The 24,051-nt window shown below is 61.0% G+C and carries 19 protein-coding genes; 13 read left to right on the forward strand and 6 right to left on the reverse strand.

Going from position 1 to position 24,051, the window contains the following annotated elements; genetic code table 11:
• Nucleotides 1–40 precede the first annotated feature (40 nt).
• Entirely contained in the window at nt 41–1,627 is a 1,587-nt protein-coding gene (locus EI291_RS08420; RefSeq protein ID WP_125419362.1) for a TonB family protein, read from the forward strand.
• A 21-nt stretch (nt 1,628–1,648) separates the two neighbouring features.
• Nucleotides 1,649–2,023 carry a hypothetical protein gene (locus EI291_RS08425; protein WP_125419363.1) on the forward strand — a complete coding sequence of 125 codons (375 nt, stop codon included), beginning with the start codon at nt 1,649–1,651 and terminating at the stop codon, nt 2,021–2,023.
• An 81-nt stretch (nt 2,024–2,104) separates the two neighbouring features.
• Here the strand turns inward: EI291_RS08425 and EI291_RS08430 are convergent, their stop codons facing one another.
• The gene (locus EI291_RS08430) at nt 2,105–3,307 is read right to left on the reverse strand and encodes an alpha/beta hydrolase family protein (protein ID WP_240635437.1); all 1,203 of its coding nucleotides are present in this window, start codon (nt 3,305–3,307) and stop codon (nt 2,105–2,107) included.
• Nucleotides 3,308–3,500: 193 nt separating this feature from the next.
• On the opposite strand from EI291_RS08430, the gene EI291_RS08435 reads away from it, so the two are divergent.
• The 3 genes from EI291_RS08435 to EI291_RS08445 all read left to right on the forward strand — a co-directional run bounded on the left by EI291_RS08435 (nt 3,501) and on the right by EI291_RS08445 (nt 6,425).
• Entirely contained in the window at nt 3,501–3,923 is a 423-nt protein-coding gene (locus tag EI291_RS08435) for a BlaI/MecI/CopY family transcriptional regulator (protein ID WP_125419365.1), read from the forward strand.
• The gene (locus tag EI291_RS08440; protein ID WP_125419366.1) at nt 3,889–5,262 is read left to right on the forward strand and encodes an energy transducer TonB; all 1,374 of its coding nucleotides are present in this window, start codon (nt 3,889–3,891) and stop codon (nt 5,260–5,262) included. The genes EI291_RS08435 and EI291_RS08440 overlap by 35 nt, the downstream gene beginning before the upstream one ends.
• Before the next feature lie 239 nt (nt 5,263–5,501).
• On the forward strand, nt 5,502–6,425 hold the full coding sequence (locus EI291_RS08445; RefSeq protein ID WP_240635439.1) for a hypothetical protein: 924 nt from the start codon (nt 5,502–5,504) through the stop codon (nt 6,423–6,425).
• A 72-nt stretch (nt 6,426–6,497) separates the two neighbouring features.
• On the opposite strand, the gene EI291_RS08450 is transcribed toward EI291_RS08445, so the two are convergent.
• Nucleotides 6,498–7,919 carry a hypothetical protein gene (locus EI291_RS08450; RefSeq protein WP_125419367.1) on the reverse strand — a complete coding sequence of 474 codons (1,422 nt, stop codon included), beginning with the start codon at nt 7,917–7,919 and terminating at the stop codon, nt 6,498–6,500.
• 140 nt (nt 7,920–8,059) lie between these two features.
• On the opposite strand from EI291_RS08450, the gene EI291_RS08455 reads away from it, so the two are divergent.
• On the forward strand, nt 8,060–9,097 hold the full coding sequence (locus EI291_RS08455; protein WP_125419368.1) for a hypothetical protein: 1,038 nt from the start codon (nt 8,060–8,062) through the stop codon (nt 9,095–9,097).
• A gap of 149 nt (nt 9,098–9,246) precedes the next feature.
• Here the strand turns inward: EI291_RS08455 and EI291_RS08460 are convergent, their stop codons facing one another.
• From EI291_RS08460 to EI291_RS08475, 4 genes are all read right to left on the reverse strand, one after another.
• Complete coding sequence (locus tag EI291_RS08460; RefSeq protein ID WP_125419369.1) at nt 9,247–10,818, reverse strand: DHA2 family efflux MFS transporter permease subunit; 1,572 nt, start codon at nt 10,816–10,818, stop codon at nt 9,247–9,249.
• A gap of 98 nt (nt 10,819–10,916) precedes the next feature.
• A complete protein-coding gene (locus tag EI291_RS08465; protein WP_125419370.1) occupies nt 10,917–12,023 on the reverse strand; it encodes an HlyD family secretion protein in 1,107 nt (368 codons plus the stop codon).
• A gap of 86 nt (nt 12,024–12,109) precedes the next feature.
• Nucleotides 12,110–12,535: a universal stress protein gene (locus EI291_RS08470; protein ID WP_125419371.1), complete on the reverse strand. Its 426-nt coding sequence runs from the start codon at nt 12,533–12,535 to the stop codon at nt 12,110–12,112.
• Nucleotides 12,536–12,644: 109 nt separating this feature from the next.
• Nucleotides 12,645–13,979 (reverse strand): TolC family protein, encoded by a 1,335-nt coding sequence (locus EI291_RS08475; RefSeq protein WP_125419372.1) that lies wholly within the window; start codon nt 13,977–13,979, stop codon nt 12,645–12,647.
• A 234-nt stretch (nt 13,980–14,213) separates the two neighbouring features.
• Between EI291_RS08475 and EI291_RS08480 the strand changes: the two genes are divergently transcribed.
• The 7 genes from EI291_RS08480 (at nt 14,214) to EI291_RS08505 (ending at nt 24,047) form a co-directional block, all read left to right on the forward strand.
• Complete coding sequence (locus EI291_RS08480; RefSeq protein ID WP_125419373.1) at nt 14,214–16,310, forward strand: sigma 54-interacting transcriptional regulator; 2,097 nt, start codon at nt 14,214–14,216, stop codon at nt 16,308–16,310.
• Nucleotides 16,311–16,413: 103 nt separating this feature from the next.
• Nucleotides 16,414–16,539 (forward strand): hypothetical protein, encoded by a 126-nt coding sequence (locus EI291_RS23340; RefSeq protein WP_262697270.1) that lies wholly within the window; start codon nt 16,414–16,416, stop codon nt 16,537–16,539.
• 118 nt (nt 16,540–16,657) lie between these two features.
• A complete protein-coding gene (locus tag EI291_RS08485; RefSeq protein WP_125419374.1) occupies nt 16,658–17,974 on the forward strand; it encodes an AAA family ATPase in 1,317 nt (438 codons plus the stop codon).
• 11 nt (nt 17,975–17,985) lie between these two features.
• Complete coding sequence (locus EI291_RS08490) at nt 17,986–19,017, forward strand: 5-methylcytosine restriction system specificity protein McrC (protein ID WP_125419375.1); 1,032 nt, start codon at nt 17,986–17,988, stop codon at nt 19,015–19,017.
• A 173-nt stretch (nt 19,018–19,190) separates the two neighbouring features.
• Nucleotides 19,191–20,843, forward strand: a complete 1,653-nt coding sequence (locus EI291_RS08495) for a TldD/PmbA family protein (RefSeq protein ID WP_125419376.1) — start codon at nt 19,191–19,193, stop codon at nt 20,841–20,843.
• 134 nt (nt 20,844–20,977) lie between these two features.
• A complete protein-coding gene (locus EI291_RS08500) occupies nt 20,978–22,312 on the forward strand; it encodes a TldD/PmbA family protein (RefSeq protein ID WP_125419377.1) in 1,335 nt (444 codons plus the stop codon).
• Between the two features lie 82 nt (nt 22,313–22,394).
• Nucleotides 22,395–24,047 carry a TldD/PmbA family protein gene (locus tag EI291_RS08505; RefSeq protein ID WP_125419378.1) on the forward strand — a complete coding sequence of 551 codons (1,653 nt, stop codon included), beginning with the start codon at nt 22,395–22,397 and terminating at the stop codon, nt 24,045–24,047.
• The last annotated feature ends 4 nt before the right edge of the window (nt 24,048–24,051 follow it).

Genomic DNA, 24,051 nt, shown 5'->3' on the forward strand with positions numbered 1-24,051 from the left:
TGGGCTACTTGCGTATTTCCGCTGCTTTTATTTCCGCGTAATGTCTTCTTATCTGCCTGTTTCGGCTATTCCTTCAGTACTGGCATTGGCATTGACGGCGGGTTTGGCGGCCCCGGCCTGGGGCCAGAAAACCGCCGCGAAACCGGCTACTACCAAGCCTGCTCCCACCAAAACGGGCGCGCCGCGGGTGTACGAGCCCTACGAAGTGCAGCTCCTGCCCGAGTACGCCGAGGGCCAGTACAAGCTGCAGCAGTACCTGAAAACCCAGGTGCAGCTGCCGGCCGCCGTGCGTGACAACCGCCTGCGCGGCATCGTGCAGGTAGCCGCCACCGTGCAGCCCGACGGCCGCCTCACCAACGTGTTCGTGGCCCGAGGACTGAGCGCAGAATGCAACGCCGAAGCCCTGCGGCTGGTGAAAGCCATGCCCCGCTGGCGGCCCGGCCGCCACGGTGACGAGGTCGTACCGGTCCGGACGCTGCTGGCCGTCAGCTTCGAGCCGCCCCGGCCGGCGGCTACGGTGCAAGGCAGCGACGACCTGATGGGGCTACGGCCGGCCGCCGGCGAGGAGGTAGTTACGGATAAAGTGTACATGTACGTGGAGCAGATGCCGGTATTCCCCGGCGGGCAAACGGGACTCATCGACTACATCCAGGCCACTCTACGCTACCCCGCCGAGGCCGCCAAGCAGCAGGTAGAGGGCAGAGTATTCGTGAAATTCGTTGTGGACACTGACGGCCGCGTGACGAAGCCTGAAATCCAGAAAGGCCTCGGAGCCGGGTGCGACGAGGAGGCGCTGCGCGTGATAAAAGCGCTGCCGCGCTTCGAGCCCGGCAAGCAGAACGGCCGCCAGGTGCAGGTGTACTACACAGTGCCTATCACCTTCAGTCTGCAAACCACTCCGGGAGCCCCCGGCGTAGCCATTCCGCCCGCTCCCATCCTACCGAAGCCCGAGGAGAAAGTATACACTTACGTGGAGCAGATGCCCCGCTTAGTCGGCACCACCGAAGCCACCATTGCCTCGGCGTTGCAGGCGGCCGTGGTATTGCCGGCGGAGGTAGTAAAAGGAGACAAAGAGGGCCGGGTGTACGTGAGCTTCGTGATAGGCTTGGATGGCAAAGCGGAGGACGCCAAAATCGTCCGCTCCCTGTGCCCCGCCTGCGACGCCGCCGCCCTGACAGCCGTGAGCAAGCTGCCCCGCCTGGAGCCCGGCCGGCAGAACGGCCAGACGGTGCGCGTGCAGCTCACGCAGGCTCTGCAGTTTTTTAGCCCTAATCACGTGTTCGAGCCCCGGGAGGCCGTAACCCAGGCCACGTTTAATGGTGGCGGCGTGGCCCTGCGCCAGTATTTCACCGAGAAGCTGAAAGAACCGAAAGTGCTGGCCCAGGAAAACCTGCGCGGAGCCGTGGAGGTGCGCTTCGTGGTGCAGGCCGACGGCAAAATTGGCGCGGCCGAAGTAACCCGGCCCCTCTGCCGCAGCTGCGACGAGGAAGCTCTGCGCCTGGTGCGCGCCATGCCTACCTGGGCCCCCGCCCGCGACGCCGCCGGCCAGCCCATTGCCGTGCGCCAACAGGTGCTCATTCCCATGCCCGCTCCCGAGCTGCCCCGCAAAGCCGGCATCAACAACTAACGACTGCCCACTCACTTCCCGATGAAAAAGACTGCCTTCCTTCTACTCCTCATTTTCCTCGGTAGCGTGTTGCTGCAGCTGGTGCTGCCGTGGTGGAGCGTGGTGCCCCTTTGTCTGGCCCTGGCGGCCTGGCGCGGCCCCACAGGCGGGCAGGCGTTTCTGGCCGGTTTGCTGGGGGTGGGCCTTAGCTGGTGGCTGCCGGCCGCCTGGCTGAATACCCACGGCGCAAACCTATTGGCCGCCCGCGTTGCCACGCTGTTGCCGCTGGCTGGACAGCCGTGGCTGCTGGTACTGCTCAGCGGCGTGCTGGCTGGGTTGGCAGGAGGCTTGGCAGCATTGAGCGGAGCCTTACTACGCCGGGCTGCCGAACCGCGCAATGCTTTGCCGGCCGCCTGACTGCGCCCTTACAAAATCCATAAAAAAGGCTCATCTGGAATCAGATGAGCCTTTTTGGGTAAACACAGAATGCTGTTCAACCTAATACTGTGAAATGAAGGCAAAGGCCTGTAGCGTGTAAGTTGTTACGGAGGTAAAGTGGTTGCCGCCCTGAATGGGCCGTAGCTCTACCTGCGTGGCGCCCCGGGTCCGCATGGCGTTGTAGGCATCCTGCGAGTTGAAGTAAGGCACGTAGTCGTCGGCCGTGCCGTGGAACAGAGCGGTTGGGGCTTTCGGCTTCCAGTCGTAGATGTCGTTATCGGTCAGGGATGCACTTAAGGCCGCATCGGAGCCAGACAATACCGCCTGCCGAAAGCCCGGAGCAAACAGTGCCGTAGCTTGGGTGGGCACCTCGCTGAAAGGATCAGCTTGCAGGCGGGTGGCGTAAGGCTCTTGGTAATAATAGCTGTTGGGCCGGTTGAGCTTATACACCCGGTTGTAGGTATCCAGCACCCATACGTAGGTGCTCAGGAAGTTAAGCGGCTGCGTGGAGTTCATGATGTACTTCGCAAACTCCGACTTATGATAAGCCCCCGCACCCGGCGCACTGGCCGTTACCGGCAGCTCCGTGGGGTATTTCTCTTCCAGATACTTGTGCAGCGCCATAGTAGCGTAGCCGCCCTCAGAATAGCCCAGCAGGAAGTTCTTCTGGTTCACGCTGATGCTCTCCTTTTTACAGAACTCCCGGGCCGCCCGTAGCATATCAGCCGAGGCCGAGGCCAGGGAGCCGGCGTGCTCATACGGGTGCGGCAGGGCCTTGCTGGCTCCGTAGCCAATATAGTCGGGAGCCGATACCACGTAGCCAGTAGAAGCCAGCACCGATACCGCCGACCATAGCTCACTGTTCTGACTGTAGTACGACGGAGCCCGGCCTTCATCATCGGGCCGGATGGTACCGTGCTGGTAGCTGATGACTGGCAGAGCCGTAGTAGCTACCGGCACCAGCAGCGCCCCCGAGGCCGTTACCATTTGCCCATCGGTGTTGCGGGTGGTGTAGGTCAGGCGATACACTCTCACGGAGTACCGCGCCAGGGAGCCCACCAGTGGAATATCTGCTACCCGTCCCGCCAACTGAGCCGGGGTGTACTCGCCCAGTAGCGTGCTGCCCGTGAGTGCCGTGACCGGCACCGTGGTATCGGGCGTGATGGCCGGGGCCGGGTCGGATGAGGCTGAGTTCTGGCAGCCTGCCCCCAGTAATACGGTAGTTACCAGACCCAGCAGGCCCAGTTTATGTGCGTACGCCAAGTGGCGCAATCGGGAAATCAATATCACAGGCAGTTGATTAGCTGAATTCTGAACCTGCCTCTACAACAGCAAAAACCGCATTTCTTGTTCCGATAGGAACAGAACTTGTACCCTGCAGAACTATTTCAGCTAAAAAAATAGTTTATTAACTAAAAAATTAGTTATACTTGTTCTACACTTCACTTAACTACCAATGGCCGATACAAACTTCCCGGAACTGACCCGGGCTGAGGAGCAGGTGATGCAGGTACTGTGGCAGCGCGGCCCTTCGTTTGTGAAGGACGTGGTGCCGGAGCTGCCCCCGCCCACTCCCGCCACCACCACAGTATCCACCATCATCCGCATTCTGGAGCAGAAGGGTTTTGTGGGCCACGAGGCCTTCGGGCGCACCCACCGCTACCACGCGCTGGTGGCGCAGGATGCGTACCGGCGCTTTTCGTTGCGCAAGCTACTGGGCGGCTACTTCGGCGGATCCTTCACCCGGCTGGTTTCCTTTTTCGCGCAGGAAGAAAACCTGGATGCAGCCCAGCTCGACGAGCTGATGCGCCACGCCCAGGCTTCCTCCCCAACCCCACCCACCGATGAGCCCGACCCTACTACCGAGCACCACGCCTGAGCTGCTGGGCTGTCTGCTGCAAAGTACACTCTGCCTGGGAGCCTGCTGGCTGCTGTACCGGTGTGCGCTGCAACAGGAGCGTTTTTTTCACTACAACCGCCGCTTTCTGCAGTTCACGCCCTGGTTGGCGCTGCTGCTGCCCCGGCTGGTGAGCGTGGGGCTGGAGCATTGGCCCGCCGAGCCTGTTTCGGGTGAAACCGGGGCAGTGCTGAGCGCCGGGCTGCTGCCCGGCCCCACGGTGCAGGCGGTGGGCAGCGCGCTGTACAGCTTACCACAATGGCTGCCGCTGCTGTACCTGGGCGGCGTACTCCTGATGCTGGCATTGCTGGCGGTCCGGCTGTTGCGCCTGTGGCTGCGTACCCGCCACCTGCCCCGGGAGCCCCGCAACGGCTACGTGCTGGTGCGCACCGGCGGGCAGCTACCCACCAGCTCATTCGGCCGCTGGATTCTCTGGGATGAAACCGTGCTCCTCACGCCGGCGGAGGCCCAAGCCGTGCTGGCCCACGAAATAGCCCACGTGCAACAGGGCCACACCGCCGAAAAGCTGCGCCTGGAGCTGGTGCGGGCGCTGCTATGGCCGGTACCGTTCGTGCACCTGTTTCCGCGGGCTCTGGCGCAGGTGCAGGAGTTCATGGCCGACTCGGCGGCGCTGCGGCTGGCTTCTCCGGTTACGGCCTCACCCACGGCTTACGCCAGCCTGCTGGCCCGCTTGGCCCTACGCCCCTACCAACCCGATTTACCGCTTACCCAATCCTTCACCCAATCCCTCACCCTTACCCGTATCCGTATGCTTACCCAATCCTCCTCCGCCCGCCGTTGGAAACAGTGGCTGCTCCTGCCCCTCGGCACGGCCCTGCTGGCCAGTGTGGCAGCCTGCGAAAAAGCCGGCGAGCTGCCTCCTCCCCCGCCGCCCACCGTGGCCGATGCAACTATGCCCGCGCCCCCGCCGCCTCCGGCCGTGTATACCTATGTGCAGCAAATGCCCGAGTACGCCGGCGGCCAGCTGCAGCTGCTGCAGGATATTGGCCGATTGGTTAAGTACCCGCAGGCCGCCAAAGATGCCAAGCTGGAAGGTCGGGTATTCGTCAAGTTTATCGTCACCCCCGAGGGCATTATTCAGGCCGCACAGATAACCAAGGGCATTGAAACATCCGTGAAGCGTTCCGCCACGGGAGCCGCTACCGTAAAAACGCAAGCCGTTACTCCGGAAGCCCGCGCCATGAACGAGGCAGCGCTGGCAGCCGTGCAGAACCTTCCGGGCAAGTGGACGCCGGGCCGGCAGGATGGTAAGCCGGTAGCCGTGGAATATACCATACCCATCACTTTTTCCCTGAAATAAGTACCACCGTTATCATCCAGCAAAACCGCTGCACACCGCCGGGTGGGCAGCGGTTTTGCGTTTCGGGCCGTATATTGTTCTCACTGTCCGGTTCACCTGCGGGCAGCGGAGGCAGTAGTAGCGGCGGATTTTAGGCCCGATGGCGCAATGAGTGTGATGTAATGCAGCAGATAGTACCAATACCTTTCGTGAAGTGGCTGGGCCCGTTGATGGCCGGCCTGACTTTCCTCCTTGGCAGTATGCTGGCCGGTTGCGACACCTCACCCGGCACGGCATCCAGGAAACCCCTGACGGCCGCCGAACAGCTCCGCCGTAAGCGCCTGCTGGTGCACCGCGACTCGCTGCGGGCCGATTCCGTGGCACGGGCCGGCGGGCAGCTACCGGGGGCCGTATTGCCCGACAGCCGTATTGTGGCGTTTTATGGCAACCCGCAGTACAAAACCATGGGTATTCTGGGTCAATATCCCAAGGACGAGATGCTGCGGCGCCTGCGGGCACAGACTGCGCGCTGGCAACAGGCCGACAGCTTACCGGTACGCCCCGCCCTGCACCTGATTACCGTTATTGCCCAGCGCGACTCCGGAGCTGATGGCAAGTACCGCCTGCCGCTACCCGATAGCACCATCCGGCGGGTAATCCGGTGGGGCCAGGAGCACAAGACGCTGGTATTTCTGGATGTGCAGGTAGGCCTTTCGGACCTGCAGCACGAGCTGCCGCCCCTGGCCAAGTACCTACGCCTGCCCTTCGTACATCTGGGCATCGACCCCGAGTTTTCCATGAAATCGGGCCGGCGGCCGGGTACCGAGGTGGGCGAGTTTGATGCCACGGACATCAACTACGCCCGGAGTTTTCTGGCCCGGCTGGTAAGCGAAAATCAGCTGCCTCCGAAGGTACTGGTAGTGCACCGCTTCCGGCAGGATATGGTTACCAACTACCAGAACATCCGGCTGGACCCACGCGTGCAGATTGTGATGCACATGGATGGCTGGGGCACACCCAGCATCAAGCGCAGCTCCTACCGCAAGTTCATCAAGAAGGAACCCGTGGAATATGCCGGCTTCAAACTGTTCCTGCGCAACGACCAGCGCCCCGGCTCCCGACTGATGACGCCTCAGGAAGTGGTAAGCCTCTCGCCCAGCCCACTGTACGTGCAGTACCAATAGCCAAGCTATGCACAACGCCCGGCAACCTTCCCTGAAAGTTGCCGGGCGTTGTGCATAGGTGCTGCCACAGACTTAATAGGCTGCCTGCTGCAGCGTAACGCGCTGGGGCATCCGCTGCTCGTGGTACAGCAGCATCTGCTTCGCCTCTGCAAACCAGATATCAAAGTATCCATTGGCTGGCACCTCCCGCACCGTTACCGGCTGGCCGGTGCGCAGGTCGTAGGTGAGTACCCGGCGGGCCGAACGGAGCACGATGCGGTTGCTGTCGGGGGTGAAGCCGCGCAGCCGGAACACCCCGGCCCGGGCAGCTGCCTCCGCCATGCGGCGGGCCTGCAGGTAACCGCCCACGGTGTAGCTGCCCGCCTCGGGCAGCGGCAGGCTCCGCACTTCGGCCACTTGGCCATCGGCCATCAGCTTCAGGGTTACCACGTCGCGGGGGCGCAGGGTGGTGGTATTCAGGTAGGCAATGCCCAGCGTAGCAATGCCCGTAGCTACTGCAATGGCCATGTGCCCCCCAAACGAGGTACTGGTGTACGTTTCGCCCACCAGCCGCACATTGCCGGCCGCATCGGGCTGCAAGGCTTCCCACAATACCTTGCGGCCCTGCGCCGAGAGCATGCGTGCTTCCTGCGAAAGGGCGATGCGCCGGTCGAACTGCCGGCTACTATCGGGGGTAATGCGGGTATAGAACAGCTGACCGGTACTCGTGCGGCTGGGGCGGTTGCCAGTAAAGGTGTAGCCGGCCAGCAGCAGGCTATGGCCCGGCCCCATAGCGCCTACGGCCGGCACCCGCCGCTCATTGTTATAATCCAGCGGCATGCGGCACAGCACCCGGCCGGTGGCCAGCTCCAGGCAATAGGCTTTGGCCGTAGCCCGGCGGCTTTGGGCATTGGTGCTTACTACCAGCCACAGGTGGGTGCTGTCCAGCACGGCCTGCTCAATGGCTACTTTACCCTGCGTCGAGGTAAAGCGGTGCTCCCACTGCTGCTGCAGATTCGGGGCGAGGTAGCGCACCAGGGTTTTATCGTGGCGGCGGCTGGGCTCCTCCGTCAGAAAGCCCTCCGACAGAGGCGCCAGCGCCCCGCGCAGCTCCTGCCAGGGCAGGCCCCGCTGCCGCTCGGCCTGCTTATGCACCACCCGGCCCGTGGTATCCACTACCAGGGTTAGTAAAGAGTCGGTGCCGCGCCGGCGGAACTGGTACAGGAGGTGGTGGCGACTGGTGGCGGCATTTACCATGGTTACCCGCCCCGGCAGGTACACATCCTGGCGGGCCCGGCGGCGCAGGCTGGCATCGAATACATAGTGCCGCAGCCGGGTGGTATTGCCGTTTTCAGGCTGCAGCGAGAACATCAGTGCCCGACGGGAGGCTGGCAGATACAGGCCTCCTATACGGGCCAGCTTGATACTATCAACGGTTACCTGCTGGGCTTGCGTTGCGTGTGCCAGCCCCAGCACAGTGCTCAGTAACACACTGGCACGAATCAAATAAGACATGATACTACAAAGAATAGACCCCGAAAATTAGCGCCGTCGGCGCTAATTCCAGCCAGTTGCCGCGGAAATATTTACGGGTATGGGCCGGGAGAAAACCCGTACCTTCGCTGCGTTTCCTGACTTCAATACCTTTCCACTCAGTGTCTTATTTCCGGACCTTCACCCGCCTGACGGCCCCTGCGCTGGCTTCCCTGGGCCTCGCCTTTACTCTCACCACCCTGCCCAGCTGCGGCTCGCGCTCCGGCACCGACTCGGAAAACCCCACGGCCGTAGCCGATACTACCAAGCCCGCTGTGATTGACACGGTGAAGCTGAAAATGGAAGCCATGCGCCGCGACTCGCTCAAGGCCGACTCCATTGCCAAGAAGAACGGACAGTTGCCGGGCGCTATTCTGCCGGGTCACCGCATCATTGCTTTCTATGGCAACATCCGCTCAAAAGGCATGGGCATTCTGGGCCGGGAGCCGAAGGAGCAGATGTTCCGCAAGTTCGAGGGTGTGCTGAAGGAGTGGCAGGCCGCCGACCCCAGCATTCCAGTGCAGCCTGCCCTGCACAACGTAACCATCACGGCCCAGGGCACGCCCGGCAAGGATGGCAAATGGCGCCTGATGAACTCCAAAGCCACTATTGAGGAAGTTATCAGCTGGGCCCGGGAGCACAAGTGCATTCTGTTCCTGGATGTGCAGCCTGGCCACAGCACCCTGGAGGCGGAGCTGCCCAAGCTGGAGCAGTACCTGAAGCAGCCCGATATTCACTTGGGCATCGACCCGGAATTCTCGCTGGCCACCAAGCCTGGTGTGCGGCCTAACCAGAAAATCGGGACGCTGGATGCCAAGGATGTGAATTTCACCATCAACTTCCTGGCCCGCATTGTATCGGAAAACAAGCTCCCGCCCAAGGTGTTGACGGTACACCGCTTCACCCGGAAGATGATTACCAACTACAAAAACATCAAGCTCGACCCGCGCGTGCAGGTGGTGATGCACATGGACGGCCACGGCAACCCCGTGCTGAAAAAGGACTCGTACCGCGACTATATTCAAGCTGAGCCCGTGCAGTACACCGGCTTCAAGCTGTTTTATGAGTACGACGGCCGCCCCGCTCCGCACCACATCATGACCCCCAAGGAAGTCCTGACCGAGCTGACGCCCAAGCCGCTGTATATTCAGTATCAGTAAGTGGTGAAATTGCGAATGGTGAAGTTGTGAATGGTCGGATGACCGTTTCAGCTTCACTTCTCCCACGCAAAAGCCCCGACCGTAATGTACGGTCGGGGCTTTTGCGTGGCGGTGCAATGATAAAAACTAACTTTTCACAATTTCACCGCTTAGTGCGCGGCGTTCAGGTCCACTTTCTCGCCGGGTTTGGGGCGCTGCACCAGCAGAATCAGGGGCAGGCAAAGCAAGAAGAAAGTGCCAATCATCAGGAACGTCTGGGCGTAGGTGACGATGGATGTCTGCTTCATAATCATACCGCTGAGGGCCGCAAAGGCCTGCTGCTGGGCATCGAGGAAGCTGGCACCTTTACTCATGAAGCTGGCCGTGAGGCCCTGCAGGCGTTGCTGGGTCTCGGGGTCGTAGAGCGACACGTTAGTGGCGATACCCACGCGGTTCTGGGCAATGGAACGCTCCAGGTAGGTACCCACCAGCGCCACCCCGAACGAGCCGCCCAGCTGCCGGATCATACCGGTGAGGCCGGCGGCCTGGCCGGCATCCTTGCCGCTGATGCCGCTGAGTGACATGGTAGTAATGGGCAGGAACAGCAGCGCCAACCCAAAGCCCCGCAGAATCAGGGGCCAGAAAAAGTCACTCTCGCCGGCCGTGGGCGAAATCTGGGTGCTCATCCAGTAGGAGAAGATAAAGAAGATGGTGAAGCCCACCGGCAGAATAAACTTCTGCGGGATGCCCCCCTGAATCATCTTACCCACTACCGGCATCATAAAGCCCGACAGCAGCGCGCCCGGCAGCAGCAGGTAGCCGGTTTGCTCAGCCGTGAAGCCCAGAATGCGCTGGCAGAAAATTGGGAAAACGAACACCGAGGCAAATAGCCCGAAGCCCAGAATAAACGACAGGAACGCCCCAATGGCCAGGTTGCGGCTGCGCGTGAGTACCCGTAAATCCACAATGGGCTGCTTGGCCGTCAGCTCACGCCAGATGAAGCCCACCATGCCCACCACGGCCATCAGGGTGAAGAAGTTGATGTACAGGCTCTCAAACCAGTCCTCGGTTTCACCCTGCTCCAGCACCAGCTGTAACGAGCCTACGCCCAGAATCAGCAGGAAAATACCGGCCCAGTCGATTTCGCGCAGGGGCCGCGGAATAGCATTCTTGATACGCTCCGGGTCCCGGATGAAGAGAATGGTGAAGATGGCGGCCAGAATGCCCACCGGTACGTTCACGTAGAAAATCCAGGGCCAGTCGTAGTTATCCACAATAAAACCACCCAGCGTGGGGCCAATGGTGGGGCCGATAATCACACCCATGCCAAACAAAGCCTGCCCCAGGGGCAGCTGCTTGGGCGGGAAGGTATCAATGAGGATAGCCTGGGAAGTAGCCATGAGGGCACCGCCACCCACACCCTGAATAAAGCGGAAGGCTACCAGCTCCCAGATGTTGGTGCTCTGCCCGCAGAGCATGGAGGCAATGGTGAACAGAATCACCGAGAACAGGTAGTAGTTGCGGCGGCCGAACTGCTCGGCCAGAAAGCCCGTCATTGGAATTACAATAACGTTGGCAATGCCGTAGGAGGCCACTACCCAGCTGACTTCCTGCTGCGTAGCCGAGAGGTTACCCATCATCTGGGTAAGGGCCACGTTTACAATGCTGGTATCAATGAGTTCCAGCAAGCAGCACATCACCACCGTAATGACGATGATCCACTTGGTAAATCCGGTTTCCATACTTGGTCAGTTGCCAGTTGCCGGTTACTAGTTGCCAGTTATGTATTGCTCCCGCGAAGGAGCTACTAACTGAGCACTAGCAACCGGCAGCTGATTGGTTATTTGGTTTTCACCGTAGCCGTCACGCTCATACCGGCGCGCAGGGGGTGCTCGGGGTCAACCTTATCGAGGACGATTTTGACGGGGACCCGTTGGGTTACTTTCACGAAGTTGCCGGAGGCATTATCGGGGGGCAGCAGGGCGAAGCGGGCACCAGTAGCCGCCGACAGTGACTCAATATGACCTTGGAACTCCTCGTTCGGGTACGCATCTACTTCCACTTCCACCGGCTGGCCCACTTTCATGTTCTCCAACTGGGTTTCCTTGAAATTGGCAATTACCCAGGTGTTGCCGCTGGCCACAATGCCCATCAGCTGCTGGTTGGGCCCTACTACCTGGCCGGGCTGCACGTTTTTCTTGCTAACAATACCGTTGCCGGGGGCCGTAATGGTGGTATAGCTGAGCTGCAGCTTGGCGTTGTCAAGGTCAGCCTGACGCTGCTTTACCATGGCTTCGGCCACTTTCACCTGCTGCTGCGCGGCGGCTACCTGCTGCTGCGCCACGCGCACCTGCTGTTGCGCCGTGGCACGCTGGGCGCTGGTCGATTTCAGGTTGGCCTGCACCGCGTCGTACTCACTCTGCGGAATGATATCCTCCTTCCGCAGAAACTGGCTGCGTTTCAGGTCTTTCTCAAGGCGGGAGCGGGTAGCATCACTTACACCAATGGCCGTCTGAGCCGAGCTGACGTTGGCCGAAGCCGTACCCACGGCGGCGCGGGCCGCTACTACGTTGGCCTGCGCCGCTGCCAGAGCTGCCTCGGCGGCATTCACGCGCTGCTGCTGGTCGGCGGGGTCCACCGTTACCAGTACGTCGCCTTTTTTCACGGGCTGGTTATCTTCCACCTTCACCTCCAGCACCGGGCCCGATACGCGGGGCAGAATCGGGTACACGTCCCCTTCTACCTGGGCGTCGTCGGTTTCCTCGTGGGTCTGGCCGAACTGGTAGCGCTGCCAGCCAAAGTAGGCACCAGCCAGCAGCACCAGAGCCAGGATAATGAAGATAATCGGGCGCTTGGAGCGGCCCTCGGGTTGCTCGTCCACTACTGGCTCGTAAGCCGCTTGGTGCGTGGGCGCTACAGCCGAATCGTGTTGAACGGGAGTTGCCATATGGGTACTTGGTTGTTCGTTGTCGAGAGTTGAGGAGAGCAGGCAGCCGGCCAGATAAAACCGCTACCCAACTGAATGTTTGAAGTTTACGCCGATTGGCGGTATTCCTTGGGGCGACCCGGCTTTACCAGCAGCGTTACGCAGAGTGCGGTTCGGACTACTGTTTCGGCGGTGCTGCCCATCAGAAAGCGCGTGAGGCCCGTCTGGCCATGCGCCCCAATGACAATGATATCGGCCGGATGTCGGCGCGCTTCTTCCACTATTTCATGCGCTGCGTCACCAGTCAGCACGGTGGTAGTTACCTGGGCCCCGGCAGCCAGGGCCGCTTCCCGGTAACGGGCCAGCCGCTGAGCCATTTCCACATCATTGACAGGCACCCCGGCCGGCCGGGGCTCTGGCTCCAGCACGTGCAGCAGCCGTAGCTCGGCCCCGGTACCTGCCGCCAGCGTAGCCGCGTACGTTACTACCGCTTCGGAGGCAGCAGAAAAGTCAACCGGACACAGGATGGTCATAGCAATGGTGAAATGGTGAGGTAGTGAAATGGTGAGTGTAGTGGGCTGGCCGGAAAAGTGACTGTAGGTGAACATCAGCTCACTATTTCACTATCCTACCATTTCACTGCTACCAAATCTGCTCGCCGGTGGCGCGGCGGAGCTGGTATTGGCCGAGGGTATAGTTGTAGATGGACTGCAGGCGCGAGAGGCGCGACTGGGCCAGTTGGGTTTCGGCGTCCAGCACATCCAGGTTGCTGCCTACGCCGTAGCGGTAGCGGGCCTTGGCGCGGGTTAGCGCGTCGGTGGCCTGCGCAATCTGCACCTGCGAGTTGTCGTAGCGGGCGGTGCTGGTCTGCATGTTGTTCACAGCCTGTAGCACATCGGCCCGTACCTGCTCCTGGGTATCCTGGGTGCGGGCCTGGGCGCCTTTAATAGCCGACTGGGCCGTGGCTCGCTGGTACTTGTTCCGGTCACCGTCGTAAATCGGAATGCTAAGCTGGGCTCCGGCCACCGTGTTGAAGCGGAACCGTTCCAGGTTTGGCACAATGTAGCCGTTCTTCCCCCCGGCCTGGGCTACCAGATTCAGGGTGGGCTTGTTGCTGGTTTCCGCTACACGCAGCTGCGAGGCGGCCGTTTCTTCCGCATCCTTGGCCAGCTTTACTTCCGGGCGGTTTTCGGCGGCGCGGGTCAGGGCAGCGGCTACATCCACAGCCTGCGGATTGTACTCGAAGCGGCCCCGCACGGGCGTTACGTCGCTTTCGGGGCGGTGCAGCAGGCGGGCCAACTGAATTTCCTGATTGCGCAGCTGATTCTGGAGGTCAATCTTACGGTCCAGCGCCTGGGCAATGCGCACCTGCGTGGTCGTCACGTCGAAGTTGGTGCTCACGCCCCCTTCTACCCGCTTCTCCATTTCGCGCTGGTGCTGGCGCAGGGAGGCAATCTGGGCATCCTGCACCCGAATAGCTTCGCGGGCAAACAGAATGCTATAGTAGCTCTGCGCGGCGGCATAAGCCAGGTCGCGGCGGGTTACGTTGATCTGGTCGGAGGCCGTGAGGGCCCGGGATTTGGCAGCATTAATGGCCGCGTTGGCCCGCCCGAAATCCAGCACCGTGTAGCGGGCCGTTACGTGGGTATCGTAGTTGTTGGCCGGAGCCAGCTGGAAGGTGGCGTCGCCGAGCGGAATCTTCACTACCGGGTCGATGCGGGTATAGCTGGCGGTACCGTCTACCACGGGCTTCAGGTAGGTGCGCGCTTCATCGAGGCGGCTCTGGGCCTGATTAACTTCTTCCTGCAGGGCATTGATGGCCGGGTTGGCATCCAGCACCGCACGAACGGTCGTATCCAGCGTCAGGGAGTCGCCGGCAGTAGCAGCGGCAATAGGTACCTGCGCATGGGCCGCGCTGCCAATCAGCAACCCCAGGGTTGTGAGTAACGGTGCGGTATGTTGTGGTCGGAAAAGCATATTTGAAACAGCTTATGGATGTCCGCCTTTTACCTAACTACGTGCCAACCCGTTAAAATCATTTTAATCTGCTTTAGAAACGGCCTCTGCTTCTCAGAAAGGCCGATAATATTTTTTAAAAGACAAAAATTAGTTTTTTTATATATTCAGTATTTTTCCTGATATGTAAGCAAATCCTATTATTTATTCCTGATATTTAAGGAATATTGACTGCTGACTTATTTCCTACAGACCATGCCCGATCAGGACGACTCGCTGCTGCTGTACCTCAACGATGCCATAGCTACCACGCGCAATAAGGAGGACTTATTCCGGAGCGTAACGGAAAAGCTGCGGCTGATTTTCCCCTTTGATGCCATTACCATCCTCACGCTGGACGCAGACCACCAATACCGCCGGGTGTTTCTGCGCGACTACCTGGGTGAGATGCTGCTGCCGGACCAGCCGGGGCGCAAGCCTCTGGGCCGCATGCCCATCGAAGGCACGCCCATCGAACTGTTTGTGCAGCAGTCCCGCCTGCATCAGTACGACTTAGAGGAACTGCTGGAAACGTATCCGCAGTACCAGCCGTTTTGTGCCCTGCTCGACCGGGGTATGCGCTACTTTGTGGTGGTGCCGCTGCGTACCGGCGGCCACCTCATCGGGCTGATGTCGTTGGTGGCGCGGCGGCGGCCGGATTTTTCACTTAACGACGTGGACCTGCTGGAGAAGATTGGCAGTCTGGTGGCCGTGGCCGTCACCAACACGCTGGCTTTTGAGGACATGGCCCGCCGGGAACAGGAAAAATCCATGCAGCTGGCCCTCAACAATGCGCTGCTCAGCATTAAGGAGCGCGGGGAGCTGTTCCGCTCTATTGCCACCGAAATCAACCGCGTAGTACCCTGTGACTACTTTGGCGTACGGGTGCGCAAACCCGACTCGCCGGTGCGGGCCCTGGCCGAGTTCAATAAGCAACCCGATGGCACCTTTGCCCCGCTCGATGAAAACCGCCACGACGACCTGCCGCAGTGGGCGGCCACCCAGGAGGCCGTGCTGGAGCTGTTTGCTACGCCGGGCGTGTACGTCGGGGCCGATTTTGAAGCCCTGGCGCAGCGCTATGAGCTGATGCGCTATATCCGGGAGGAACGCGGCACCCAGTCGTTGCTGTGCACCCCACTGAAAACGGGCGAAGAAACTACCGTAGCCCTCATCCTCGCCAGTCATGAGCCATTTGGGTTTACGGAGGAAAATCTGGAGCTGATTCAGACGCTGGTGCCCCAGATCCGGCTGGCCATTCAGAACGTACTGGCCTTTGAGCAGATTGACGCTTTGCGGGCTCAGCTGGAGCAGGAGCGTACCTACCTCATCGACGAAATCAATACCACCGCCGCCGCCCGCCTCGACGACTTCGTGGGCGGCAGCGCCGTGATGCAGCAGGTGTACACCCGCCTGGCCCAGGTAGCCCCCACCGATACCACGGTGCTCATTACCGGCGAAACCGGCACCGGCAAGGAGCTGGTAGCCCGGGCCCTGCACAACCTCTCGCCCCGCAAGGAGCGGGCCCTCATCAAAATCAACTGCGCCGCCCTACCGGCCCAACTCATTGAAAGTGAGCTGTTCGGCCATGAAAAAGGAGCTTTTACCGGGGCCCACGACCGGCGCATCGGCAAGTTTGAGCTGGCCGACGGCGGCACTATTTTTCTGGATGAAGTAGGGGAACTACCGCTGGATCTGCAGGCCAAGCTGCTGCGTGTCCTGCAGGAAAAGGAGTTTGAGCGCATCGGGGGCCGCCGCGTTATTCACACCGACGTGCGGGTAATTACGGCTACCAACCGGGTGCTGGAAGAGGAAGTAGCCGCCGGCCGCTTCCGCGCCGACCTGTACTACCGCCTCAACGTGTTTCCCATCCGGCTGCCGGCTTTGCGGGAGCGGCCCGAAGATGTGGAGCCCCTGATGCGCTACTTCCTGGAGCGCTTCACCAAGCAGATGGGCAAGCCCGTGCGCGGCCTGCGCGAGCGGGACCTGCGCGCCCTGCAGCAATACGGCTGGCCCGGCAACGTGCGGGAATTGGAGCACGTGGTAGAACAGGCCGTTATTGTGAGCCAGGGGCCGTTTCTGGAGTTTCAGGGGTTTGCAGCCGCCGCCCAGGCTGCGCCGGTACTACCGGAAACAACGGGCCCTGTGAAGACGCTTAAGGAGCAGGAACGAGACCATATTATGGTGACTCTGCGCCGCACTGGCGGCCGGGTAAGCGGCCCAAACGGGGCCGCCGTGCTGCTCGATATCAATCCGAAAACGCTGGAAGCCCGCATGAAAAAGCTGGGTATTCAACGAACCATCACGGCCGGATAACGCCTACCGGAAGCCAACAGTGCGTAAGCTGGCGCAGCGCTCTGTCAGCCATTATGTTGCGGGGGCCGTATACCACGGCTATTCACCTTCAGATTTGACGACCATGGCCCAGACTACCAGCACCCCCAAGCATACCGACCCCGCCACCAAGCGCGAGGAAAAGAAAAACGAAGAAACGAAAACCGATAAGCCCGACGGCAAGCAGAAAACCACCCAGAAAGGTTCCTAAACCGTTCTGACTACTGCAGAAAAGCCCGGTCAGCACTTTGTTGACTGGGCTTTTTTGTGGCCGGCCAGCGGGACCTTTTTGGCCGCATCCGGCTGTTTTGCCCGTACTTTAGAACCGCATGCCCACTTCTCCCGATTCTATTCTGCTGACCCGTGCCCAGGTATTGCAGGCCCTGCGCCAGCTGGATGCGCAGGGGCAGCGCATGCCGCTGAGTACCGTGTACGATTTGGTGTACAAGAGCAAGCGGTACGCCCCGCGCACCGTGGCCCAATTGGCATATCGGTTGGCGCTGGGGCAACCCACGGCCGTATGGCCTTTGCCGGCGGGGGCACCCACCAACCGGATACTGGAGAAGCTCAGCTTCACTATTGCCACCAAGCGCCCCACCCTGGAAAACTCCCCGCTGCTGGATGGCGACGTAGCTGCCCAGGAGCAAATGCAGGAGTTGTACACCGGCCCGCCACGGGAAACGCCACCCAAAAGCCCGTCAGCTGCCGCAGCTCCTGCGCCGTCCCCGGAGCCGGCGGCCGTGCAGGAGCCAACGCCGGTTTACAGTCCCCCCCCGCCCTACAACCGAGAGCAGGCACTGGCTGAGCTGTTTATCACCGAAAGCAAGCTAGATGGGGCCCTGTCCGCCCTGCGGCGGCGGCGCAACCTGATTCTGCAGGGCCCGCCCGGCACCGGCAAAACGTTTCTGGCGCGGCGGCTGGCCTGGCTGGAACTGGGCGCTACGGATGTCCGGCGCATCGAACTGGTGCAGTTCCACCCGAGCTACAGCTACGAGGATTTTGTGCAGGGTTTCCGGCCCGATGCCCACGGGAAATTTCACCTGCAGAACGGTATTCTGCTGAACTTCTGCCAGCGCGCGGCCCAGGACCCGGAGCAGCCGTATTTTCTGCTGATTGATGAGCTGAACCGGGGCAATGTGGCCCGCATTTTCGGGGAGTTGCTGCTGTTGCTGGAAGCCGATAAGCGCGGTCCGGCCTATGGCGTGCGCCTGCCCTACTCCCCGGCCGGTAGTGCCCCTTTCTTCGTGCCGGAGAATGTGTACTTCATTGGCACCATGAACCTGGCCGACCGGAGCCTAGCCCCGCTGGACTATGCCCTGCGTCGGCGGTTTGCCTACGTATCGTTGGAGCCGGAATTTGGCCCTCCCCTGCAGCAGTTTCTGGCCGCACAGGGCGTACCGGCTGCCGTTATTACCCGGCTGGCGGCCCGCCTCACCGACCTCAACCGCACCATTGCCGATGACCCGGAGCTGGGACCGGACTTCTGTATCGGCCACAGCTACTTCTGCCAGCCTCCCGCTGATGCTGCAGCCGCCGGAATGTGGCTGCAATTGGTACTGGAACAGGAAATAGCGCCGCTGCTGGATGACTACTGGCTTGACCAGCCGGCCAAAGCGGCCCAGCAGAAGAAAAAGCTGCTGGCCTGAGCTACTGCCGCATGATTCCCATCCAGAACCTGTACTACCTGCTCTGCTACGCCTGGAACCGGCTACCAGACCAGCATGAGCTACAGGCCATAAGCCGGCAGACCTTTCATCGGCCCCTGGAGCTTCTCACCCATGTGCTGCTCACGGCTACGCGCCGACTGTTGCGCCAAGGCTTGCCCATAGCCTACACTGAGCGGGTAGAAGAGCTGACGGAAATACGGGGCCGCATCCAGCTGGCTCCTACACTCAGCCGCGACCTGTTGCGCCAGGGACGAGCTATTTGCGCATTTGATGAGTTAGGTCCTGATACTTCACTGGCCCGCCTGCTGCTGGGTACGCTGCAACACCTTAGTCGCACCCGTAGTCTGCCGGCGGCGCTGCGCCAGGAAGTGCGCGCTGTGCTGCGGCGGTTTCCGGCTGATGTGGTACCGGAACCACTCACTGCGGCTGGCCTGCGGGTGGTGCGGCGACAACGCGTGAGCGGCCTGGCTGCTTTTCTGCTGAACGTATGCGAGTTGATTCAGCAAAGCACCCTGCCTACTCCCGATGCAACCGGCACCAGCCGTTTCCGCGACTTTCGCCGCGACGAGGCATTGATGGCCCGGCTGTTTGAGCAGTTCGTGCGCAACTTCTACCGGCTGGAGCAGCGCCGCTACCGGGTGCTCAGCGAAACAATTCAGTGGCAGGCCGCGGCCGAGGATGAGGCCGGCCTGGAACTGCTGCCCGCCATGATTACGGATACCACCCTGGAAAGTCCGGAGCGAAAAATTATCCTGGATACCAAGTACTATGCCTCGGCACTGCGCCAGCGCTACAACCAGCAAAAGCTGATTGCGCCCCACCTGTACCAGTTGTATGCCTATCTGCAAAACCAGAATGCTCCAGCGGGCCAGCAGCTGGAAGGTGTACTGCTGTATCCTGCTGCGACGCAGGCGCTGGATGTGCGCTATTCACTTGGCGGCCACCCGGTTCGTATCGTTACACTCGACCTGAGTCAGCCGTGGCCGCAGATTGCCGCCGCTTTGCTGGCGCTGGTGCAGTAGCGAAGCTCCGCTTTGCGCCACCGACCGGCATTACAAAATTTGCAATAATTACGGGGCTTGCTATGCGGATATGCAGCCCCGGTACGGGTTTTTTGTCCGTAGGTTGCAATTGCAGCGGCTTGTAGCTAACATTCCTGCAAATTACTCCTCCACTCACCCAAACCCGTACTTTCTTGAACAGACGCGACTTTGTAGGCCTGACCGGTCTGGCTGCCGGTGCCATCTGGCTGCCCTCGGTGCCGGCCCTGGGCGGCACGCTGGTTGACCCCGCCCGCCTGCTGGAGCCCGGCCTCGACCCCGCCGTAAAAAAACGCCTGGCCGACGCGGCCCTGAACGCCGCCAAATCGGCGGGGGCTACCTACGCCGATGTGCGCATTGGCCGCTACCTCAACCAGAGCGTGTTCACCCGCGAAAAGCAGGTGCAGAACATTGCCAGCGGGGAGAGTTTCGGGGCGGGCATCCGGGTAATTGCCAACGGTACCTGGGGCTTTGCCTCCACCAATCAGGTAACCGAGGCCGGGATGGCCAAAGCCGCCCAGCTGGCCGTGCAGATTGCCAAGGCCAACGCCAAAGTGCAAAAGGAACCTGTGAAGCTCGCCCCTCAGCAGGGCTACGGCGAAGTTTCCTGGAAGACGCCCATTCAGGTAAACGCCTTCGAGGTGCCCGTAAAAGACAAGGTGGACCTGCTGCTGGCCGCCAACGCCAAGGCGCTAGAAAACGGGGCGTCCTTCGTGAATTCGGCCCTGTTCCAGATCAACGAGCAGAAGTACTTCGCCAGCACCGACGGCTCCTACATCGACCAGGATATTCACCGCATCTGGCCCAACTTCTCGGTAACGGCTATTGACCGGGCTTCGGGCAAGTTCCGGACCCGAGAGGCGCTCAGCTCGCCCATGGGCATGGGCTACGAGTACCTGCAACCCAAAGCCCAGGATAAAATCGCCGGCCCCGCCGGCACCGGCCTCACGGGCTATAAGTACAGCTACGACATCCTGGAAGACGCCGCCCTGGCCGCCAAGCAGGCCAAGGAGAAGCTGACAGCCAAGAGCGTAGTGCCCGGCAAATACGACCTGGTACTCGACCCCAACCACCTGGGCCTGACTATTCACGAAAGCATCGGCCACGCCACCGAGCTGGACCGTGTGCTGGGCTACGAGGCCAACTACGCCGGTACCAGCTTCGCCACGCTGGAGTGGAAAGCCAAGAACCAGCCCTACGGCTCGAAGCTGGTAAACATTGTGGCCGATAAAACCCAGCCCGGTTCCCTGGGCGCGGTGGGCTTCGATGATGAAGGCGTAAAAACCGGCCAGTGGGACATCATCAAAGATGGCAAGCTGGTGGACTACCAGAAAATCCGGGACCAGGCGCACATTGTGGGCCAGAACAAGTCGGACGGGTGCTGCTACTCGCAGTCGTGGCAGGATGTGCAGTTCCAGCGCATGGCCAACATCAGCCTGCAGCCCGGCAAGGAAAAGCTGAGCGTGGACCAGATGATTGCGGGCGTGGACAAGGGCATTTACATTGCCGGCCGCGGCTCGTTCAGCATCGACCAGCAGCGCTACAACTCCCAGTTCGGCGGCACGGTGTTCTACTCCATCGAGAAGGGCAAAATTGCCGGCATCCTCGAAGACGTAGCCTACCAGACTAACACGGTGGAGTTCTGGAACTCCTGCGCGGCCATCTGTGACCAGTCGGACTACCGCCTGTTCGGCTCCTTCTTCGATGGCAAAGGCCAGCCCAGCCAGGTATCGGCCGTAAGCCACGGCTCGGCGCACACCCGCTTCAACTCGGTGAACGTCATCAACACGGCCCGCAAAATCGGATAAATCCCACTTGAACCCCTCCCCAACCCCTCCCCTCGGGAGAGGGGCTCTAGTTCTAGATTTAGCTAGACAACCAGAGTTAGAGCTCCTCTCCCGGAGGGGTTGGGGAGGGGTCACATTCTGCACATTCAAAAAACATGGCAATACTTTCCCAATCCGAAGCTCAGGGCATCCTGCAAAAGGTGATGAGCTTCAGCAAAGCCGACGAGTGTGAAGCCACGCTCAGCGGCCAGACGGGCGGCAACGTACGCTCGGCCCGCAACGCCATCAGCACCAGCGGCGCGGTAGATAACGTGAACCTGACGGTGGAAGCCCGCTTCGGCAAACGCTCGGGTGTGGCAACGTGCAACCAGTTCGACGATGCCACGCTGCGCAGCTGCGTGCAACGGGCCGAAGAAATTGCCCGTCTCGCCCCGGAAAGCCCCGAGTACATGCCCCTGCTGGGTCCGCAGAAGTATCTGACGTCGCCGAATAGCTTTTCGAAAACCACCGCCGACATCACACCCGACTACCGCGCCAACCAGGTGGGGGCCAGCATGAAGCTCTGCGACGAGAAGAAGCTGACCTCGGCCGCTTTCCTCAACGATGGGGCCGGCTTTGTAGCCAAGCGCAACAGCAAGGGCCTCGAAGCCTACCAGCAGACGTCCGGCCTGGAGTTCAGCATCACGGTGCGCACGCCCGACGGTACCGGCTCGGGCTACGCCACCGCCGACTACAACGACGCTGGTAAGTTTGACGCCCGCCGCCTCACCCAGATTGCCGCTGATAAAGCCGCCGGCTCGCGCAACGCCCAAGCCCTGGAGCCCGGCAAGTACACCGTTATCCTGGAGCCGGCTGCCCTGGTAGCCAACTCCGATGCCTCCCTGATGCAGGCGCTGATGAGTGCCCTCGATGCCCGCTCGGCCGACGAAGGCCGCTCCTTCCTGAGCAAAAAAGGCGGCGGCAACCGCAAAGGCGAAAAGCTGTTCGATGAGCGGGTAACCATCTACTCCGACCCGTTGAACCCCGAAATTGCCGACCTCACCTTCTCCGGTGACGGCCGTCCCCAGCAGAAAATCACCTGGATTGAGAAGGGGGTGGTGAAAAACCTGTACACCTCGCGCTACTGGGCCCAGAAAGCCGGTATTCCGGATGTACCCCGCCCCGGCGGCTGGATTATGGAAGGCGGCACCCAAAGCACTGCCGACCTCATCAAAGGCACGGCCAAAGGCATTCTGGTGACGCGCCTGTGGTACATCCGCCCCGTTGACCCGCAGACGCTGCTGTACACGGGCCTCACCCGCGACGGCACGTTCTACATCGAAAACGGCAAAATCAAGTTTCCGGTGAAGAACTTCCGCTTCAATGAGTCGCCGATTATCATGCTCAACAACCTGGAAGCCATTGGCAAGCCCGTGCGCGTGAACGGTAACCTAGTGCCGCCACTCAAAATTCGGGACTTCACCTTCACCTCCCTTTCCGACGCCGTGTAACTGGTAGCGCGGGGCCTTATGGCCCTGCGCTACGCTTTTTTTACTTCTGGTTTTTCTCTCCTGACTTCAAACTGCTACCCCTGTGAATAGACGTGATTTTGTGGGCATTACCGGCCTGGCTGCCGGGGCCCTGTGGCTGCCCTCCCTGCCCAGCTTTGCCGGCGAGGCCGTGGACCCAATGCGGCTGCTGGAGCCCGGCCTGGATGTGGCCGTGAAAAAACGCCTGGCCGACGCGGCCCTGAACGCCGCCAAAGCGGCCGGCGCTACCTACGCCGACGTACGCATTGGCCGCTACCTCAACCAGGGCGTGTTCACCCGTGAAAAGCAGGTGCAGAACATCGTCAGCTCCGAAAGCTTCGGGGCCGGCATCCGGGTAATTGCCAACGGCACCTGGGGCTTTGCCTCCACCAATCAGGTAACCGAGGCGGGCATGGCCAAAGCCGCCCAGCTGGCCGTGCAGATTGCCAAGGCCAACTCCAAAGTGCAGAAGGAGCAGGTGAAGCTGGCCCCGCAGAAAGGCCACGGCGAGGTATCGTGGAAAGCGCCCATCAAGCAGAACGCCTTCGAGGTACCCATTAAGGATAAGGTGGACCTGCTGCTGGCCACCAACGCCAAGGCCCTGGAAAACGGGGCGTCGTTCGTGAATTCGGTACTGTTCCAGGTGAACGAGCAGAAGTATTTCGCCAGCACCGACGGCTCCTACATCGACCAGGACATTCACCGCATTTTCCCCACGTTCGGGGTAACGGTGGTGGACCGGGCTTCGGGCAAGTTCCGCAGCCGCCAGGCCCTCAGCTCGCCCATGGGCATGGGCTACGAGTACCTCACGCCCAAGGCCGAGGATAAAGTGGCCGGCCCCCAGGGCTCGGGCGTTATCGGCTACAAGTACAGCTACGATATGCTGGAGGATGCCGCCCTGGCGGCCCGGCAGGCTAAAGAGAAGCTCACCTGCAAAAGCGTAGTCCCGGGCAAATACGACCTGGTGCTGGACCCCCACCACCTGGGCCTCACCATTCACGAATCGGTGGGTCACCCGCTGGAGCTGGACCGCGTGCTGGGCTACGAGGCCAACTACGCGGGCACCAGCTTCGCCACCTTGGAGTGGAAAGCCAAGGGTCAGCCCTACGGCTCGAAGCAGGTGAACATTGTGGCCGACAAGCTCCAGCCCGGCTCCCTGGGCGCTGTGGGCTACGACGACGAGGGCGTGAAAACCAAGGAGTGGAACCTCATCAAAGACGGTATTCTGGTGGACTATGAGAAAATTCGGGACCAGGCGCACATTGTGGGCCAGACGGAATCGGACGGGTGCTGCTACTCCCAGTCGTGGCAGGATGTGCAGTTCCAGCGCATGCCCAACGTGAGCCTGAAGCCCGGCGCGGCCAAGCTGAGCGTAGACGACATGGTGAAGAACGTGGAGAAAGGCATCTACATTGCCGGCAACGGCTCGTTCAGCATCGACCAGCAGCGCTACAACTCCCAGTTTGGCGGGCAGGTGTTCTACGCCATCGAGAAGGGCAAAATCACGGGCATGCTGGAAGACGTGGCCTACCAGACCAACACGCTCGAGTTCTGGAACTCGTGTGCGGCCGTGTGCGACCAGTCGGACTACCGGTTTGCGGGCTTCTTCAACGACGGCAAGGGTCAGCCCTCCCAGTCGTCGGCCGTGAGCCACGGCTCCAGTACCACCCGCTTCAACTCGGTAAACGTCATCAACACCGCCCGCAAAATCGGCTAATTAT

It is taken from the genome of Hymenobacter rigui (assembly GCF_003944715.1).
Classification (GTDB): domain Bacteria; phylum Bacteroidota; class Bacteroidia; order Cytophagales; family Hymenobacteraceae; genus Hymenobacter; species Hymenobacter rigui.